Origin of the sequence: Microbacterium sp. LWH7-1.2, from assembly GCF_038397755.1 — a bacterium.
Classification (GTDB): domain Bacteria; phylum Actinomycetota; class Actinomycetes; order Actinomycetales; family Microbacteriaceae; genus Microbacterium.
This window is the reverse complement of the sequence record NZ_CP151637.1, coordinates 919,644-936,857: the sequence shown is the minus strand read 5'-3', so window position 1 is coordinate 936,857 and position 17,214 is coordinate 919,644. Positions and strand designations below refer to the sequence as shown.

15 protein-coding genes are annotated in these 17,214 nt (G+C 70.2%); 3 read left to right on the top strand and 12 right to left on the bottom strand.

Annotated elements, in window-relative coordinates; genetic code table 11:
* Positions 1 to 20: 20 nt before the first annotated feature.
* From MRBLWH7_RS04465 to MRBLWH7_RS04425, 9 genes are all read right to left on the bottom strand, one after another.
* Positions 21 to 899, bottom strand: a complete 879-nt coding sequence (locus tag MRBLWH7_RS04465) for a shikimate dehydrogenase (protein WP_342001915.1) — start codon at positions 897 to 899, stop codon at positions 21 to 23.
* Complete coding sequence (gene mltG / locus MRBLWH7_RS04460; protein WP_341999541.1) at positions 866 to 2,512, bottom strand: endolytic transglycosylase MltG; 1,647 nt, start codon at positions 2,510 to 2,512, stop codon at positions 866 to 868. Before mltG ends, MRBLWH7_RS04465 begins: the two co-directional genes overlap by 34 nt.
* A complete protein-coding gene (gene ruvX, locus MRBLWH7_RS04455) occupies positions 2,512 to 2,979 on the bottom strand; it encodes a Holliday junction resolvase RuvX (protein WP_341999539.1) in 468 nt (155 codons plus the stop codon). The genes mltG and ruvX overlap by 1 nt, the downstream gene beginning before the upstream one ends.
* Positions 2,976 to 5,633 carry an alanine--tRNA ligase gene (gene alaS, locus MRBLWH7_RS04450; RefSeq protein WP_341999537.1) on the bottom strand — a complete coding sequence of 886 codons (2,658 nt, stop codon included), beginning with the start codon at positions 5,631 to 5,633 and terminating at the stop codon, positions 2,976 to 2,978. The genes ruvX and alaS overlap by 4 nt, the downstream gene beginning before the upstream one ends.
* 79 nt (positions 5,634 to 5,712) lie before the next feature.
* The gene (locus MRBLWH7_RS04445; RefSeq protein ID WP_341999535.1) at positions 5,713 to 6,009 is read right to left on the bottom strand and encodes an ATPase; all 297 of its coding nucleotides are present in this window, start codon (positions 6,007 to 6,009) and stop codon (positions 5,713 to 5,715) included.
* A 146-nt stretch (positions 6,010 to 6,155) separates the two neighbouring features.
* Positions 6,156 to 6,785 (bottom strand): 30S ribosomal protein S4, encoded by a 630-nt coding sequence (rpsD, locus tag MRBLWH7_RS04440; RefSeq protein WP_018170803.1) that lies wholly within the window; start codon positions 6,783 to 6,785, stop codon positions 6,156 to 6,158.
* A gap of 176 nt (positions 6,786 to 6,961) precedes the next feature.
* Positions 6,962 to 7,345 carry a hypothetical protein gene (locus tag MRBLWH7_RS04435; protein ID WP_341999532.1) on the bottom strand — a complete coding sequence of 128 codons (384 nt, stop codon included), beginning with the start codon at positions 7,343 to 7,345 and terminating at the stop codon, positions 6,962 to 6,964.
* Positions 7,346 to 7,358: 13 nt separating this feature from the next.
* Positions 7,359 to 7,895, bottom strand: coding sequence for a PadR family transcriptional regulator (locus MRBLWH7_RS04430; RefSeq protein WP_341999530.1), 537 nt, complete (start codon positions 7,893 to 7,895; stop codon positions 7,359 to 7,361).
* An 87-nt stretch (positions 7,896 to 7,982) separates the two neighbouring features.
* Complete coding sequence (locus tag MRBLWH7_RS04425; RefSeq protein WP_341999528.1) at positions 7,983 to 9,329, bottom strand: replication-associated recombination protein A; 1,347 nt, start codon at positions 9,327 to 9,329, stop codon at positions 7,983 to 7,985.
* A 139-nt stretch (positions 9,330 to 9,468) separates the two neighbouring features.
* Here MRBLWH7_RS04425 and MRBLWH7_RS04420 point away from each other — a divergent pair, with 139 nt between their 5' ends.
* The 3 genes from MRBLWH7_RS04420 (at position 9,469) to MRBLWH7_RS04410 (ending at position 12,201) form a co-directional block, all read left to right on the top strand.
* Positions 9,469 to 9,777 (top strand): dioxygenase, encoded by a 309-nt coding sequence (locus MRBLWH7_RS04420; RefSeq protein WP_341999526.1) that lies wholly within the window; start codon positions 9,469 to 9,471, stop codon positions 9,775 to 9,777.
* A gap of 109 nt (positions 9,778 to 9,886) precedes the next feature.
* Positions 9,887 to 11,530 carry a DUF349 domain-containing protein gene (locus MRBLWH7_RS04415; protein WP_341999524.1) on the top strand — a complete coding sequence of 548 codons (1,644 nt, stop codon included), beginning with the start codon at positions 9,887 to 9,889 and terminating at the stop codon, positions 11,528 to 11,530.
* Between the two features lie 113 nt (positions 11,531 to 11,643).
* Positions 11,644 to 12,201, top strand: coding sequence for a hypothetical protein (locus MRBLWH7_RS04410; RefSeq protein ID WP_341999522.1), 558 nt, complete (start codon positions 11,644 to 11,646; stop codon positions 12,199 to 12,201).
* Here MRBLWH7_RS04410 and MRBLWH7_RS04405 read toward each other — a convergent pair.
* From MRBLWH7_RS04405 to secD, 3 genes are read right to left on the bottom strand one after another with little or no spacing between them, the layout of a single operon-like run.
* Positions 12,180 to 14,429 carry a bifunctional (p)ppGpp synthetase/guanosine-3',5'-bis(diphosphate) 3'-pyrophosphohydrolase gene (locus tag MRBLWH7_RS04405; RefSeq protein WP_341999520.1) on the bottom strand — a complete coding sequence of 750 codons (2,250 nt, stop codon included), beginning with the start codon at positions 14,427 to 14,429 and terminating at the stop codon, positions 12,180 to 12,182. The genes MRBLWH7_RS04410 and MRBLWH7_RS04405 overlap by 22 nt on opposite strands.
* A 54-nt stretch (positions 14,430 to 14,483) precedes the next feature.
* Positions 14,484 to 15,476 (bottom strand): protein translocase subunit SecF, encoded by a 993-nt coding sequence (secF, locus tag MRBLWH7_RS04400; RefSeq protein WP_341999518.1) that lies wholly within the window; start codon positions 15,474 to 15,476, stop codon positions 14,484 to 14,486.
* Positions 15,476 to 17,200, bottom strand: a complete 1,725-nt coding sequence (secD, locus tag MRBLWH7_RS04395; protein WP_341999516.1) for a protein translocase subunit SecD — start codon at positions 17,198 to 17,200, stop codon at positions 15,476 to 15,478. The genes secF and secD overlap by 1 nt, the downstream gene beginning before the upstream one ends.
* Positions 17,201 to 17,214 lie beyond the last annotated feature (14 nt).

The window sequence follows — 17,214 nt, the reverse complement described above, 5'->3', positions numbered from 1 at the left end:
TCCCACGCCTCGGGAGGCCGTTACGCCGCCGCCGGCTCCTCGAGCGCCCGGCGCATGGCCGCCAGCGCCTCCGCCTCGCGGTCGAGCGGTGCGTCGGGCGTGCCGTGCCGGAAGATCCGGATCTGCAGCAGGGCCTGGTGCAGCAGCATGCCGAGTCCCGATCGCGCGGCGCCGCCCGCGCGTTCCCATGCGGCCGAGAGCGCGGTCGGCCAGTGCCCGTAGACGACGTCGAGGAGCAAGCCGCCGGACCCGGCGAGGGCGTCGGCCGCGGCATCCGTGACGGGTGCGTCGCCGGGAAGGGTCGCGATCGTGAGCGGCACGTCGTCGTGGACGGATGTTGCGAACGACGTCGCCGCGACGGAGATGCCGAGTTCGCGGCCCAGTGCCGCGAGCGGCTCCACGGCTGCCGGTCGGCGGGCGACCACGTCGACGTCGCGCGCACCGAGCTCGGAGAGGGCGATCAGCGCCGAGGTCGCGGTGGCGCCGGCGCCGACGATGCGCGCCCGCGGCACCTCGGTGACGCCGTCATCGGCGAGAGCGCGGACGATGCCGCCGACGTCGGTGTTGAAGCCGCGTGCGCCTTCGGGATCCAGCAGCAGCGTGTTGACCGCCCCGGTGAGCTCGGCCCGGCGGTCGTGCGATGCGGCCGCGGCGAACGCGACGCCCTTCAGCGGCATCGTGAGCGAGAGACCCCGCCAGGCGTCGTCGAGTCCCGCGAGCTCGCCGCCGAAGGAGGCCTCGTCGACCCGGCGGCGCCCGTAGGTCCAGTCGAGACCGAGCACCGCGTACGCCGCGGCGTGCAGCTGGGGTGAGCGGCTGTGCGCGATCGGGTCGCCCCAGACCTCCAGACGGGACGCCTGCGGGCTCAGCACCCCGAGTCCGGGTTGTCGCGGCACCACTGCTGCCACTGCGCGACCGCGCGGTTGTGGTCCGCGAGGTTGCTCGTGAAGACGGTCTCGCCGGTGTTGAGGTCGACGGTCACGAAGTACATCCAATCGCCGTCGGCGGGGTGCATAGCCGCGTCGATCGCGACATCGCCGGGGTTGGAGATCGGCCCGACCGGCAGCCCCGCGTGCACATAGGTGTTCCAGGGGTTGTCGTCGGCGAGCGCCTCGGCGGAGGAGCTCACCGTGCCGTCGTGCATCTCGCCGTAGCCGTACTGCGCGGTCGAGTCCATCTGCAGGAGGCCGAACGTCTCCTGGTTGTTCGGATTGAGACGGTTCTGGATGACGCGTGACACCTTCTGCATGTCGGCCTCGTACCGCGCCTCGCGCTGGATGATCGACGCGATGGTGAGGATCTCCTGGCGCCTCTCCTCCGGAACGCCGGCCGCGTCCAGGGACTGCTTGGCGCGGTCGACGAGCGTCTGGATCGCCGACTGGGCCGTGACGCTCGGGTCGAACGTGTACGTCGCCGGGAACAGCCAGCCTTCGAGGCTGTCGGCCGCGACGCCGTAGGCCGCCGGACCCGCTTCGACCGCTGCCTGCAGGTCCTCGAGCGGGATTCCGGTGCCGTCGGCGAGGATCGGAAGCGACTGGGCGACGGTGAGCCCCTCGCGCAGCTGCGCGGTGTTCTCCAGGCGGTTGGCGGGGTCCTGGAGTGCGGCGAGAGCGGCCTCGGACGTCATCTTCGTCTGAAGACGAAAGTACCCGGGCTGGAAGGTCGGGTTCTGGCCTGTGTCGATGAGGTAGTCGTAGAACGCCTCCGGCGTCTTGGTGACTTTCGCGTCGTAGAGCTTCTGCGAGATCGGCGAGCCGGTGTCGCCGGACTCGACCGTGATGAACGCTTCACCGGTCGCGAGGCCCTCCTCGTAATCCTTGGGCTCCTCCCAGCCCATGACCTCGCGGATCTTGTCCTCGTACGTGTTCCACACGTACAGGCCGCCGGCGCTGATGCCGCCGAGGATCAGCAGCACGACGCCGAGGGCGATCCAGCCGCCGATGCGCCGGCGCTTCTTGTTCGGGGGCGGCGGGGCATGGCCCATGTCGTTCGTCGAGGCCGACCCGCTGAACAGGTCCTCGAGCGAACCGGAGGGCGCCGACGGCTCGTCGCGCTCGTCTCCGGCGGGCGCAGTCCCGCGAGCAGTGGGCGCTGCGGCGCCCGCCGCCGGCGCGGGGGCGGCTGCGGGCGCGGCGCCACCGCGACTGTAGGGCATCGCGGGGCCGGCTCCCGCCGTCGCGAAGATCCACGGGTCGTCGGCGGGCGCCTCGACGTCGATCGGCTCGGTCGTCGGGCGCGGGGTGCGCAGCGGCACCGGCTGGAAGCCGCTGCCGGGCGTCGGCGCATCCGCCGAGGTCGGGGGTGTTGCAGGCGCGACGGTGCCGGGAGCGGTCCCAATGACAGGCGTGGAGCCGGTGATGAGCGATTCCCACGTCGCCGCGGCATCGACGGGCGCCGGGTCAGCCGGGGCGGCTGTCGGCGTCTCCCCGGTCGCCGCCTGTCGCGCGGCGGCCTCGCGGGCAGCGCGGCGCGACCGGGGAACGGCTTCGCCGTCGGGCGATGAGTCGGGCATCAGGTGGGCTCCTGGGGGACGGGGGTTCCGGGAGGTCGTCCGGTGCTCTTCTCGACGTCGAGCGCTTGCTGGAGCAGGACGACCGCGGCGACCTGGTCCACGATGTTACGCGACGAACGCTGGGTTCTGCCCGAACTTCGCAGCGCCGCGTGCGCCGAGACGGTGGAAAGACGCTCGTCCACGAGGCGGACGGGGAGCCCGGATGCTGCCGCCAGCGCCGCGGCGAAGTCCCGGGCGTCCTGCGTCGACGCCGTGTCCTCGCCCCGCATGTTCAACGGCAAGCCGACATAGAGCTCGACCGCCGAGTACTCGTCGGAGAGCGCGACGATCCGGGGAACCGAAGCGTCGTCGCGCGGCACCGTCTCGACCGGTGTGGCGAGCAGACCGTCGGGGTCGCACTTCGCCACCCCGACCCGGGCTCTGCCCACGTCGATGCCGAGCCGCGTGCCGCGCCGGAAGCCGCTCACGCGCCGAGCGCGTCCTTCACCGAGGTGAGCGCCGCGGGCAGGGCCGCAGCATCCGTTCCGCCGCCCTGCGCGACGTCGTCGCGACCGCCGCCGCCGCCGCCCAGCACGCGGGCGGCACCCTTCGCGAGCACGCCTGCCTTGGCGCCGGCGGCTCGGGCCGCGTCGTTGGTCGCGACGATCACCACCGGCCGGTCGTTCACGACCGCGCCCAGCGCGACCACAGCTGCGTCCGACCCGAGCCGCTCGCGCACCTGCAGAGCCAGCGAGCGGACGTCGTCAGCGGATGCTGCGTTCCCGAGCGACTCGGCCACCACGACCGTGTCGCCGATCCGCGTGGCGGCCGCCGCGAGAGCCGGGAGCCGGTCGCCGAGGGCCTTGGCCTCGAACGCGGCGATCTTCTTCTCGGCGGCCTTGAGGCTCGCCTGCAGCTCCGCGATGCGCGCCGGCAGCTGCTCGCGCGGCGCCTTGAGCGACGTCGTGAGCTGCGACACGAGCGCGCGCTCGGCCGCGAGGGAACGGAAGGCGTCGAGACCGACGAGCGCCTCGACGCGGCGGTTCGACGCGCCGACCGACGACTCGCCGACGAGGTTGATGAGCCCGATCTCGGCGCTCGTGGAGACGTGCGTGCCCGCGCACAGCTCGCGCGACCAGGGGCCGCCGATGTCGACCATGCGCACGGTGTCGCCGTACTTCTCGCCGAACAGTGCCATCGCTCCGAGCGAGCGCGCCTCGTCGAGCGGCAGCACGCGCGTGGTCACCTCGAGGTTGTCGCGCACCGCGTTGTTGGCGATCTCCTCGATCTCGGTCTTGGTGGCGTCCGACAGCGACTGGCCCCACGAGAAGTCGAAGCGCATGTAGCCGGCGCGGTTGAGCGAACCGGCCTGCGTCGCCGTCTTGCCGAGCGTGTCGCGGAGCGCGGCGTGCACCAGGTGGGTCGCGGAGTGCGCCTGACGGGCGGCGCGGCGGTTCGCAGCATCCACCACGGTCGTCGCCGCCTGACCGACACCCACCTCTCCCGTCGACACCTCGACGGTGTGGCTGATGAGCCCCGGCACCGGCTTCTGCACGTCGAGCACTTCGAGCTCGTAGCCAGGGCCGACGATGACGCCCTTGTCGGCGACCTGGCCGCCCGACTCGGCATACAGCGCGGTCTCGGCGAGGATCACCTCGGCGATCTGGCCGACGCTCGCGCGGTCGACCGAGACGCCGTCGACGAGGATGCCGAGCACCTCCGACTCCGCCTCGAGGTCGGTGTAGCCGGTGAAGACGGTCTCGCCCTGCGCGCGCAGGTCGCGGTACACGCTCGTGTCGGCGAGCTGGCGCTTGCGGGCCCGCGCGTCGGCCTTCGCGCGTGCGCGCTGCTCCTGCATGAGACCGTCGAACGCGGCGCGGTCGACGCTCAGCCCCGCTTCCTCGGCGATCTCGAGCGTCAGGTCGATCGGGAAGCCGTACGTGTCGTGCAGCAGGAACGCCTCGGCGCCGGTCAGCGTCGTGCCCCCCGCCGCCTTCGTCTCGGTGAGCGACTCGTCGAGGATCGACTCCCCCGCCGCGAGGGTGCGCAGGAACGTCGCCTCCTCGGCGAGGGCGTACTGCGAGATGCGGGCCCAGTCGGTCTCGACGACCGGGTAGGCGTCCTTCATGGCGTCGCGCGACGCCGTGAACAGCACCTCGAACGTCGGCCCGTCGACGCCGAGCAGGCGCATCGAGCGGATCACGCGGCGCATGAGGCGTCGCAGGATGTAGCCGCGGCCGTCGTTGGAGGGCGTGACGCCGTCCGACATCAGCATGAGCGACGAACGGACGTGGTCCGCGACGACACGGAAGCGCACGTCGTCGTCGTGGTTCGCGCCGTACGTGCGGCCCGACAGCTCGACCGCCTTGTCGAGCACCGGACGCACCTGGTCGGTCTCGTACATGTTGTCGACGCCCTGCTTGATGAACGCGATGCGCTCCAGGCCCATGCCGGTGTCGATGTTCTTGTTCGGAAGCTCGCCGACGATGTCGAAGTCGTACTTCGACCGCACGTTGGTGATCTCGTACTGCATGAACACGAGGTTCCAGATCTCGACGTAGCGGTCGTCGTCGGTCGCGGGACCGCCGTCGATGCCGTACGCGGGACCGCGGTCGAAGAAGATCTCCGAGCAGGGACCGGCCGGGCCGGGAAGACCGGTGCTCCAGTAGTTCGTGTCCTTGCCGAGTCGCTGGATGCGCTCCTCGGGCAGGTCGGTGAGCTTCAGCCAGAGGTCGTGCGCCTCGTCGTCCTCCTCGTAGACGGTGACCCACAGGTCCTTCTGATCGAAGCCGAGGCCGCCGTCGGTCTCCGGCGAGGTCAGCAGGTCCCACGCGTAGCGGATCGCGCCTTCCTTGAAGTAGTCGCCGAACGACCAGTTGCCGAGCATCTGGAAGAACGTGCCGTGCCGCGGCGTCTTGCCGACCTCTTCGATGTCGTTGGTGCGGATGCACTTCTGGTTGTCGGCGGCGCGCGGGTACGGCGCGGGAACATCGCCCGACAGATACGGGATGAAGGGCACCATGCCGGCCACCGTGAACAGCAGCGCCGGGTCATCGGTCACCAGCGATGCCGAGGGGACGATGGTGTGGCCGTTCTTCTCGAAGTAATCGAGGAAGCGCTGTGCGATCTCGGCGGTCTTCATGCGGGTCCTTGCGTGTGCGTGCGAATGCGTGTCGGGGCACGCCGACTCCCCGGCGCTGCCGGTGAGCGGTATGCGTCTGTCAGTCGCCGAGCGTGTCGGCCGCGCTCTTGGCGGCGTCCCCGACGGCGTCGACGGCGTGGGATGCTGCGGCCTTGGCGGTGCCGGCGGCTTCGGCAGCGGCATCCCGCACGTCGTCGACGATGCCGGCGAAGCGGGCCTCCTGCTCGCGGTAGGCGTCGCCGATGCGGTCGGTGAACTCGGTGATGCGCGCGTCGACATCGGCGAGGATCTCGTGACCGCGCGGGTCTTTGTTCATGAAGTGCGCCGCGACGAATCCTCCGGCGATGCCGAGCAGGAACCACACCAGGTTCTTCATGTCACCACTTCCTCGCGGGCCGCTGGGGCGCGGCATCCCCCCATCGTATGCCGAAACGCCGCCTCGTATGCCGATCCGGGCACCTCGCACCGCCCAGACGACGAAGGGCGCCGGGATGACCCGGCGCCCTTCGTGCGTTCTCAGAATTACCGAGCTGCGTAGTACTCGACGACGAGCTGGACGTCGCAGACCACGGGGACCTCGGCGCGCTTGGGGCGACGCACGAGACGGGCCTGGAGCTTGTCGAGCTCGACCTCGAGGTAGCCCGGGACGGGCGGCAGGACCTCGGCGTGACCGCCGAGGGCTGCGACCTGGAAGGGCTCGATGCCCTCGCTCTTGGCCTTGACGTGGATGAGCTGACCCGGCTTCACGCGGAAGGACGGGCGGTCGACGAGCTGGCCGTCCACGAGGATGTGGCGGTGCACGACGAGCTGGCGCGCCTGCGCGGTGGTGCGGGCGAAGCCGGCACGCAGCACGAGGGCGTCCAGACGCATCTCGAGCTGCTCGACGAGGTTCTCACCCGTCAGGCCCTGGGTGCGGCGGGCCTCGTTGAACTGGATGCGCAGCTGCTTCTCGCGGATGCCGTACTGCTCGCGCAGACGCTGCTTCTCGCGGAGGCGGACGGCGTAGTCGCTGTCCTGCTTGCGCTTGGTGCGGCCGTGCTCACCCGGCGCGTACGGGCGCTTCTCGAGGTACTTGGCTGCCTTGGGGGTCAGCGCGACGCCGAGGGCGCGGGAGAGACGGACCTTGCGGCGGTCCTGGGACTTCGTTGCCACGAAGTGTTCCTTTCGATGACGCGGCCGTGTCTTTCACGGCCCGCGGGCGTATCGCCCTGTCTTCGCCCTGTCCGGACTGCACGCCGGGGCATGCCGGAAGGTAGGTCAGGAAGAGAGGGGATGCCCGAAAACTGCGTTTCGAGCCGCTCAAGCTTAGCAGACGCGCCGCCGTGCCTTCATGAGAGGGCGATGACCAGCGTCGCGCCGGTGAGCACCAGGCAGACCGGTGTCATCGTGAGGCGCTCGGCACGACTCCGGGAGATCGCGTTCATGATGATCCCGACGCCGAAATACGCGAAGAGGGCCCACGTCAGGACGCGGATGACAAGGCTGTCGCCACCCGGCAGGATGCCCGCCCGGCTGAGGAGCACCGCGGCGAAACCGGCGTAGAGCAGGACGGAAGCCGCGCTGGCGATCCTCAGCCGGCGCGGAAGCACGCGATGCGCCCCGCCCCAGACGAAGCGCCCCCACGGCGCGCCGGCAGCCACGCAGATCTGGAGAACGGCGAGGGCGCCGAGTACGAGGCAGGCGACGACGGCGGCGAAGGCGGCCGGTGTCACGAGAGTCGCCCGTTCATGCCTGCTCCCCCACTTCGTCGATCCACTCGCGCATCAGGGCGTGCGAGCGCAGTCCGTAATCGAGCGTCGCGCGCTGGAACGCGAAGATCTGCCGCGACGCGTGGTCGAGGCCGGCGGCGCGCGCGTCCACTTCCGTCGCCAGTGCCTCCAGCGCCGCGCGGGAACCGTCGATGTGCTCGCGGATGCTGCGGACCGCGTCCGCGCGATCCTCGGGCGCATCGAGCAGGCCCAGCAGATAGACCTTCGCGAGGGCCGTGGTCTCCGCATCCGTTCCGCCGGAGATGGGTGCCCGCATCCACGCGTGCCACCGTTCCCGCCCCTGATCGGTGATCCGGTGGAGCTTGCGGCCGCGCCGGCTGCCGTCGGCCGCGGCGACGACCGCGGACCCGTCGTCTAGCAGGTGCTGCAGCGCGCGCTGAATGCTGCCCGAGCTCGCGCTGTAGAACAGCGAGATGCCCGCGGCGAACCGCTTCTGGACGTCGTAGAGCGACAGCGGGCCACCGAGCAGCAGGCCGAGGATCACGAACTGCATGCGGCACCTCCGAGCGCGACGTGGACGATATCCCTCTGAGGGAGATTAATATACCTCAGAGGGATATCGTGCGACAACAGTCGGCGGTCATCCGCCGTCGAGGATGCGACGGATCTTCTCGAGCCGCGCCTGGAGGTCGCGCTCGGCGCCCAGCGCCTTCGGCTCGTAGTAGCGACGCCCCCGCAGTTCGTCCGGCAGGTACTGCTGCGACGCGATGCCGATCTCGGCGTCGTGCGGATACACATAACCCTTGCCGTGTCCCAGGCGTTTCGCCCCCGGGTAGTGCGCGTCGCGCAAGTGGATCGGCACACGGCCGAAGCCGCCCGACCGCACGTCGGCGATCGCCGCGTCGATCGCGAGGTAGGCCGCATTCGACTTCGCGGTCGTCGCCAGATATGCGGTCGCCTCCGCGAGCGGGATGCGACCCTCGGGCATGCCGATGAACTGCACCGCGTCGGCGGCTGCGACGGCGATCGGCAGCGCCTGGGGGTCGGCGAGGCCGATGTCCTCCGCGGCCGAGATGATGAGGCGGCGGGCGATGAACCGCGGGTCCTCCCCTGCCTCGATCATGCGGGCGAGGTAGTGCATCGCGGCATCCACATCCGAGCCGCGGATCGACTTGATGAAGGCGCTGATGACGTCATAGTGCTCGTCGCCCTGGCGGTCGTAGCGCAGCAGCGCGCGATCGACCGCCTGCGCGACGTTGTCGGCTGAGATCTCGGGGATCGTCGTCGCGTCGTCTTCTTCGTCGTCACCGTCCGGAGTCGCAAGCGATGCGGCCGCCTCGAGCGCCGTGAGCGCCCGCCGCGCGTCGCCCGAGGCGAGCCGCACGAGAGCGGCGCGCGCCTCGTCGCCGAGCACGACGGTGCCCGAGAGGCCCCGGGCATCGGTCACCGCGCGGTCGAGGAGCATGCCGAGGTCTTCGTCGGTGAGGGGCTTGAGCGTCAGCAGCAGCGACCGCGACAGGAGCGGTGAGATCACCGAGAACGAGGGATTCTCGGTCGTCGCCGCGATGAGCACGACCCAGCCGTTCTCGACGCCCGGCAGCAGAGCGTCCTGCTGGGCCTTCGTGAAGCGGTGGATCTCGTCGAGGAACAGGATGGTCGACTGGCCGTAGAGATCGCGCTGGGTCAGCGCCTCCTGCATCACCTCGCGCACGTCGCGCACACCGGCGGTCACCGCCGAGAGTTCGACGAACCGCCGCCCGGAGGAGCGGGCGATCGCCTGCGCGAGCGTCGTCTTGCCGGTCCCGGGCGGGCCCCACAGGATGACCGACGTCGCGGCGCGGGCCGCGGCCTCCGGGTTCGCGAGTGTCACCAACGGCGATCCCGCACGCAGCAGATGCGACTGACCGGCGACCTCGTCCAGCGACGTCGGGCGCATGCGCACGGCGAGAGGCGTCAGGCCCTGGAAGAGCGCGGAAGGACCGGTCACTCCACCAGGCTATCCCGCGCCCACGACACCGGATCGGTCGCGGTTTTGCCGCCGCGGTGCGGCCCCGTAGGATCAACCCGCCCGGGCGCCGCCTGGCACGAGGCGCACGCGCCCGACACGAACGGAACGAGGAGGTCACGTGGCGACCGGTGGCAAGGACCGCGACGCACGGGCTGCGCGGGAGCGCACGCGGCTGTACGAGGCGCGACGGCAGTTCCACGACGGCCAGGCGCGCCGTCGCACGCGCGACAACCTGATCGCCGGCGTCGTCGGCGGTGTGCTCGTGCTCGGTCTGATCGGGGCGCAGACGCTGTACTTCGTCGCCGGCCCCGGGGCCCCCGAGCCTACGCCGTCGTCGACCCCGACTCCGACCGCGACGACGCCGGGACCGACGCCGTCGGCGACGACCACGCCGGAACCGAGCGCGACGCCCACGCCGACCCCCTGACATCGGGCGTCTCGCGCCATGACGGCACCTCGGGCGAGCCATCCGCCGTACTAGGCTGTGACCCGTCCCACTCCCTACAGACGGCGTGAGCCGCGATGAGGTGCAACCCGTGACTGCCGCAGCAGACTTCCAGCCCGAGACCGACGCCCCCGAGACCAGCGGGGCCGACGACGAGACCCAGCCCGTCGCTGAAGACGCCGCCCCCACGACCGGAGCCGCGACGGAAGCAGATGTCGACGCCGCCGCCGAAGACACCGCGGAGGCAGACCGGCCCGCGGAGGATGGCCTGGCCGCCGAGACCGGCGAATCCGAGCAGACGCCGGACGAAGCCGGATCTGCAGGGTCCGAATCTGCAGGGTCCGAACCCGCGGGCGTCGAGGTCGAGGTCGTCGAGATCGACGTGGTGGAGGTCGTCGAGGACTCCGAGGTCGTCGCCGTCGAGGTGATCGGAGTCGCCGACGTCGTCGAAGACGGCGATGTCGTCGCGGTGGAGGCCGTGGACGTCGTCGTCGAGACCGCGCCGTCGGACGACGAGCCGTGGGGTCGTGTCGACGAGGACGGCACCGTCTCGGTCCGCGAGGCCGACGGCTGGCGCGTCGTGGGTCAGTACCCCGACGGCTCGCCCGAAGAGGCGCTCGCCTACTTCGAGCGAAAGTACAACGACCTCGCGAGCGAGGTGACGCTCCTCGAGGTGCGCCACCGTCGGGGCGGCGCGTCCGCCTCGGACCTGCGCTCGACCGCGCGCACCATCAACGGCAAGCTCGACGGGGCCGCCGCCGTCGGCGACATCGCGAGCCTCGTGGCCCGCGTCGCCGCTCTCACCGAGACGCTCGCCGCCGAGTCTGCGACAGAGGCGGTCGCGGCGCGCGAAGCGGTCGACGAAGCGGTCAAGGCCCGCACCGAGCTGGTCGAGAAGGCCGAGGCGCTGGCCGCCCGCGACCCGCGCACCGTGCAGTGGAAGCAGGCAACCGCCGAGCTCAACGCGCTGTTCGACCAGTGGCAATCGCAGCAGCAGAACGGTCCGCGCCTTCCGAAGTCGACGGCTCAGCAGCTCTGGAAGCGATTCCGCGACGCTCGCGCCACCGTCGACAAGCACCGCCGCGCGTTCTACGCCGAGCTCGATGAAGCTCACAAGGGCGTCCGCGACCGCAAGACGCGCCTCGTCGAGAAGGCCGAGGCCCTCGCGCCCAAGGGCGAGGACGGCATCCCCGCGTACCGCGAGCTGCTCGATCAGTGGAAGACCGCGGGACGCGCCGGCAAGAAGGTCGACGACGCGCTCTGGGCACGCTTCAAGGCCGCCGGAGACGCCCTCTACGGTGCGCGGATCGAGCGCGAGACGGCGGACGCCGAAGCTTCGCGGGAGAAGATCGACCTCAAGCGCGCGCTGATCGAGGAGGCCAAGGCCGTCAGCGACGAGCGCGACATCACGAAGGCCCGCTCGATCCTCACCGGCATCCAGCGCCGCTGGGACGAGATCGGCCGCATCTTCCCCCGCGACACGGAGCGTTCGCTCGACGACGAGCTCCGTCGGATCGAGAACGCACTGCGCTCACGCGAGGACGCCGACTGGAAGCGCAACGATCCCGAGCAGAAGGCGCGCGCGAACGACATGACGCGCCAGCTGTACGACGCGATCCAGAAGCTCGAGGACGAGCTCGAGGCCGCGAAGAAGTCGGGCGACAAGAAGGCGATCGCGAACGCGACCGACGCACTCGAGGCCCGTCGTACGTGGCTCAAGGCGCTCGGCGGCTGATCCGCCCCGTCTGAACGGTGCAGAACCCGGTCGTCGCATTCGCGGCGGCCGGGTTCTCCACAATCCGCGGATGCGGCATCCGTGCATCGTCCGGTGTGCGGCAGACTGCCTCCGTGGGATCGCCCTTCCTCTACTTCGCCGACGCGCGGCTCTCGCGCGCCGAGCTCACCGCCGCCTGCCTCGACGGCGACCTCGTCGCCCTGGGCGACGCGTACATCCCCGCGGACGCCATCGAGACCGCGGCGCTCCGTGCGGGCTCGCTCAGCGAGACGCTGGGCGACACGCTCGCGGCGACCCACCTGTCGGCGGCGTGGGTGCACGGTGGCCTGCCGCTGCCGCCCTCCCGCCACACCGTGCAGCGCGCGGTGCCGCGGCGACTTCACGTCCGGCCGGACCGCCGGATCGTGTACCGCGATCTGCAGGTCCCGGGTGAGGACCTCCAGCTGGTCGGCGGCGTGCTCGTCACCACTCCCGAACGCACGCTGGCCGACCTCGCGCGTGCAGGCGACGACGAGCACACGGCGGCGGCGCGCCACCTCGCGGACGTCGACACGGATGCTGCCGACCGCGCGATCGCGCGGCTGGAGGCCGGTGCGCTCCCCCACAAGCGCTCAGCGCTCGCATGCCTGCGGGCGATCGTCGCCGGGCGTCAGGACGACGTGACGCGGTAGACGTCGTAGACCGCGTCGATGCGCCGCACGGCGTTGAGGACGCGGTCGAGGTGGACGATGTCCCCCATCTCGAAGACGAACCGGCTGAGCGCCAGGCGGTCGTTCGAGGTCGAGACCGTCGCCGAGAGGATGTTGACGTGGTGCTCGCTGAGCACACGCGTCACATCGCTCAGCAGCCCGGAGCGGTCGAGGGCCTCGACCTGGATCTGCACGAGGAAGACGCTCTTCGTCGTGGGCGCCCACTCGACCTCGATGAGCCGCTCGGGGTCCTCCATCAGTGACTTGACGTTCGTGCAGTCGGCGCGGTGCACCGAGACGCCGCTGCCGCGCGTGACGAACCCGACGATCTGGTCGCCGGGCACCGGCGTGCAGCATTTCGCGAGCTTGACGAGGATGTCGGGGGCGCCGCGCACGAGGATGCCGGAGTCGCCGTTGCGCGGGGCGCGGGCCCGGCCGACCACCGGCAGGTCGATCGGGCCGGTCGTGGTGTCGTTGGCGGCGACGAGCGCGGTGACCTTCTCGATGACCGACTGGGTCGAGACATGCCCCTCGCCGACCGCGGCGTACAGCGCGGAGACATCCTCGTAGCGGAGCTGGTGGGCGACCTCGGTGAACGAGTCCTGGCTCATCAGGCGCTGCAGCGGCAGGTTCTGCCGGCGCATCGCGCGGGCGATCGACTCCTTGCCCTGCTCGATCGCCTCTTCGCGGCGCTCCTTGGTGAACCAGCCGCGGATCTTGTTGCGGGCGCGGGTGCTGCGCACGAAGCCGAGCCAGTCCTGGCTCGGGCCGGCGTCGGGATTCTTCGAGGTGAACACCTCGACGACGTCGCCGCTCTTGAGTTCGGACTCGAGCGGCACGAGCCGCCCGTTGACCTTCGCCCCCATCGTCCGGTGGCCGACCTCGGTGTGCACCGCGTATGCGAAGTCGACGGGCGTCGCCCCCGCGGGCAGCCCGATGACGCGGCCCTTCGGCGTGAAGACGTAGACCTCTTTGGCGCCGATCTCGAAGCGGAGCGAATCGAGGAACTCGCCGGGATCGGCGGTCTCGGCCTGCCAGTCGGAGATGTGGGCCAGCCATGCCATGTCGGTGTCGACGGACTTGGAGTCCGTCTTGCCGCCGTTCATCTGCTCCTTGTACTTCCAGTGGGCCGCGACGCCGTACTCCGCCTGCTGGTGCATCTCGTGCGTTCGGATCTGGATCTCGACGGTGCGGCCGCCCGGGCCGATCACCGTCGTGTGCAGCGACTGGTAGAGGTTGAACTTCGGAGTCGCGATGTAGTCCTTGAAGCGTCCGGGCAGCGGCGTCCACCGTGCGTGGATCGCGCCGAGGACGGCGTAGCAGTCGCGCACGCTGCCGACGAGCACGCGGATGCCGATCAGGTCGTAGATGTCGTCGAACTCGCGGCCGCGGACCACCATCTTCTGGTACACGGAGTACAGCTGCTTGGGACGCCCCATCACCCGGCCGCGGATGCGGAGCTCACGCAGGTCGCTGTCGACCGCGTCGATGACGTTCTGCACGTACTGCTCGCGCTGAGGTGTGCGCTGCTTCACGAGGCTGTCGATCTCCGCGTACAGCTTCGGGTGCAGCACGGCGAACGACAGGTCCTCCAGCTCGGACTTGATCGCCTGGATGCCGAGACGGTGTGCGAGCGGCGCATAGATCTCGAGCGTCTCGGTCGCCTTCTTGCGCGACTTCTCGGGCGGCACGAACCCCCAGGTGCGGGCGTTGTGCAGACGGTCGGCGAGCTTGATGAGAAGTACGCGGATGTCACGGGACATCGCGACGATCATCTTGCGGACCGTCTCGGCCTGCGCGCTCTCGCCGTACTTGACCTTGTCGAGCTTGGTCACGCCGTCCACGAGCATGGCGACCTCGTCGCCGAACTCGCTGGTGAGCATCTCGAGCGAGTACTCGGTGTCCTCGACGGTATCGTGAAGCAGCGCCGCCGCGATCGCGCGCGGCCCGAGACCCAGGTCCGCGAGGATCTGGGCCACCGCGAGCGGGTGCGTGATGTACGGCTCGCCGCTCTGACGCAGCTGCCCGGTGTGCGCGGTCTCGGCCACCGAGTAGGCGCGCTCCACGATCGACAGATCGCCCTTGGGGTGGTGCGTGCGCACCGTGCGCAGGAGCTGCTCGACGTCGTCGCGGCGGGCCGACCTCGAGAAGATCCGAGGGACCAGGCGCCGCAGCGAGGAGGATTGGGCGGGAGGGACGGTCTCGGTCACTCGATACCCTCCCCTCCGCCGGACCTCACAATCCTACGCCCGCGCGCCGGACCCTCAGGCCGGGGTGCCCGCCAGCTCGCGTGCCCCTACGACGCGCGCATCGCGCGTCTTGATGGCCGGCTCGTTCTCGCGCAGGAGCGAATACAGCGGCGCCGCGACGAAGATCGTCGAGTACGCGGCGACGATCGTTCCCACGAAGATCGACAGCGACAGGTCGGTGAGCGTCTGCGCACCGGCCCAGATGATGCCGATGAACAGGATCGCGCCGGTCGGCAGGATCGCGACGACGGTCGTGTTGATCGAGCGCACGAGCGTCTGGTTCACCGCGAGGTTCACCGATTCGCCGAACGTGCGCCCGGACACCTCGCCGTCCTCGCTGGTGTTCTCCCTGATCTTGTCGAAGACGACCGTGGTGTCGTACAGGGCGTACGACAGGATCGTCAGGAAGCCGATGACGGCCGCGGGCGAGATCTCGAATCCGAACAGCGCGTAGACGCCGATCGTGATGATGAGCACATCCACGAGGCCGATGATCGCCGAGAGCGACATCTTCCATGTCCGGAAGTACAGGGCGAGGATGATCGCGGTCAGCGCGAGGAAGATCGCGAGACCCCACAGCGACTGGCGTGTGACGTCCGCTCCCCAGCTGGGGCCGATGAACGCGTAGCTGACTTCGCTCTCGGGCACGTTGTACGCCTCGGCGAGGGCGGCCGAGATCTCCCGGCTCTCGGCGTCCGTGACCTGGTCGGTCTGGACGCGCACCGCGTCGTCGCCGATGGTGACGACTTTCGTCGTGGCATCCGGGACGACCGCGTGGACGGCGTCGGTGGCGAGCGACTGATCGATCGGCGACGCCACGCCGCTCACCGTGAACTGCGAGCCGCCCGTGAACTCGATCGAGAACTGGATGGGGCGCAGCAGCGGCACCAGGGCCGAGCCCACGACGAGGATCGCCGCGATGAGGAACCACAGGCGGCGCCGGCCGACGAAGGGGAACGACGTCTTGCCCGTGTAGAGGTCGTTGCCGAACTGGCTCATGGAGCGCATCAGTCGTCTCCCTCCTTGACGGTCGTGCCGGGTTTCGCGCTCTCGGCGGCGGCCAGCTCGGCCTGCTTCCGCTCGGCGATGGTCTGGCGACGCGCGGCTTCACCGCGGGACTTGACGTTGCGGCGGCCCGCCGCGCCCGTGGCGAGCACCGGCTCGCGGAACTGCGCACGGCCGCGGTAGACGGCGCCGAGCGCGGTGGGGTCGAGCCCGGAAAGCGAATGCCCCGATCCGAAGAACCGCGTACGTGCCAGGAGCTGAAGCACCGGGTGCGTGAACAGGATGAAGATCAGGACGTCGATCGCGGTCGTGAGACCGAGCGTGAACGCGAAGCCCTTCACCGTCGAGTCCGCGAGGATGTACAGCACCACGGCGGCAAGGATGTTGATCGACTTCGAGATGTAGATCGTGCGCTTCGCGCGTCCCCAGCCGTCCTCGACGGCGGCGGTGATCGACTTGCCGTCGCGCAGCTCGTCTCGGATGCGCTCGAAGTAGACGATGAACGAGTCGGCTGTGAAGCCGATCGTCACGATCAGACCCGCGACACCGGCGAGCGACAGGCGGAAGCCCATGCGCCAGGCGAGGATGCAGAGCGTGACGTACGTCAGCACGGCCATCACCGCGAGCGACGCGATGATGATGAATCCGAGCGCGCGGTAGACGATGAGCGAGTAGATCGCGACGAGGATCAGACCGATGAGGCCGGCGATGAGGCCGATCTGCAGCTGCTGGGACCCGAGCGTCGCCGAGATCGAGTTCGAGCTCTCGACCGTGAAGCTGAGCGGCAGCGCGCCGTACTTCAGCTGGTCGGCGAGCACCTTCGCGGTCTCCTGCGTGAAGCTGCCGGTGATGCTCGGCTTGCCGTCGAGGATTACGCCGTTCATCGAGGGAGCCGACAGCACGTAGCCGTCGAGCACGAACGCGAACTGGTTCAGCGGAGCCTGCGCGCCGTAGAGGCGCTGACTGATCTCGCCGAACGTCTGGGTGCCCTCGGCGTCGAACGAGAGGTTGACCGCCCACAGACCGTTGTTCTGCTGGACCCCGAAGGTCGCGTCGTCGATCGACGAGCCGTCGAGCTCGACCGGACCCAGGATGTACTTGACGGTCCCGTCGGCGTCGCACGTGATGAGCGGCTGGTCCGCCGGCGCGTTCGCCGGATCGTTCGCGGGGTCGGCGCAGTCGTACGCCTGGAACTCGGCCTGGAGCGCCGGCGTGATCCACGCGGGATCGCTGCCGTTCGTCGGCGAAGTGGTCGGGGTCGCCTGGAGCGTCGGGTCCGGAGTCGGGTACGGCGTCTCCTTGCCGTCGTCCCCGACGAAGGTGTTGGCGGGCGCTCCGGCGTACAGCACCGCGCGCAGCTGCAGCTGCGCCGAGGCCTCGATGCGGTTGCGCGTCTCTTCGTCGGCCTGGCCGGGGATCTGCACGACGATCTGGTTGCCACCCTGCGTGGTGACGTCGGCCTCGCCGACGCCGGAGGCGTCCACACGCTGGCGGATGATCGTCACGGCCTGCTGCATCTGCTCGGCCGACGGGTCTGCGCCGTCCTCGGTCTGCGCCTCGAGGACGATCTGCGTGCCGCCCTGGAGGTCAAGCGCGAGCGCGGGGGTCCACGAGCTCTGGCCGAACACGTACACGCCGAGCGCGTTGATGCCGAACAGGAGCGCCGTGATCGCGAGGAGTCCGGTCAGCGCGCGCCATGCATGCCGGACGGGAGTGGATGTCGCCACGTCTTTGCTTTCTT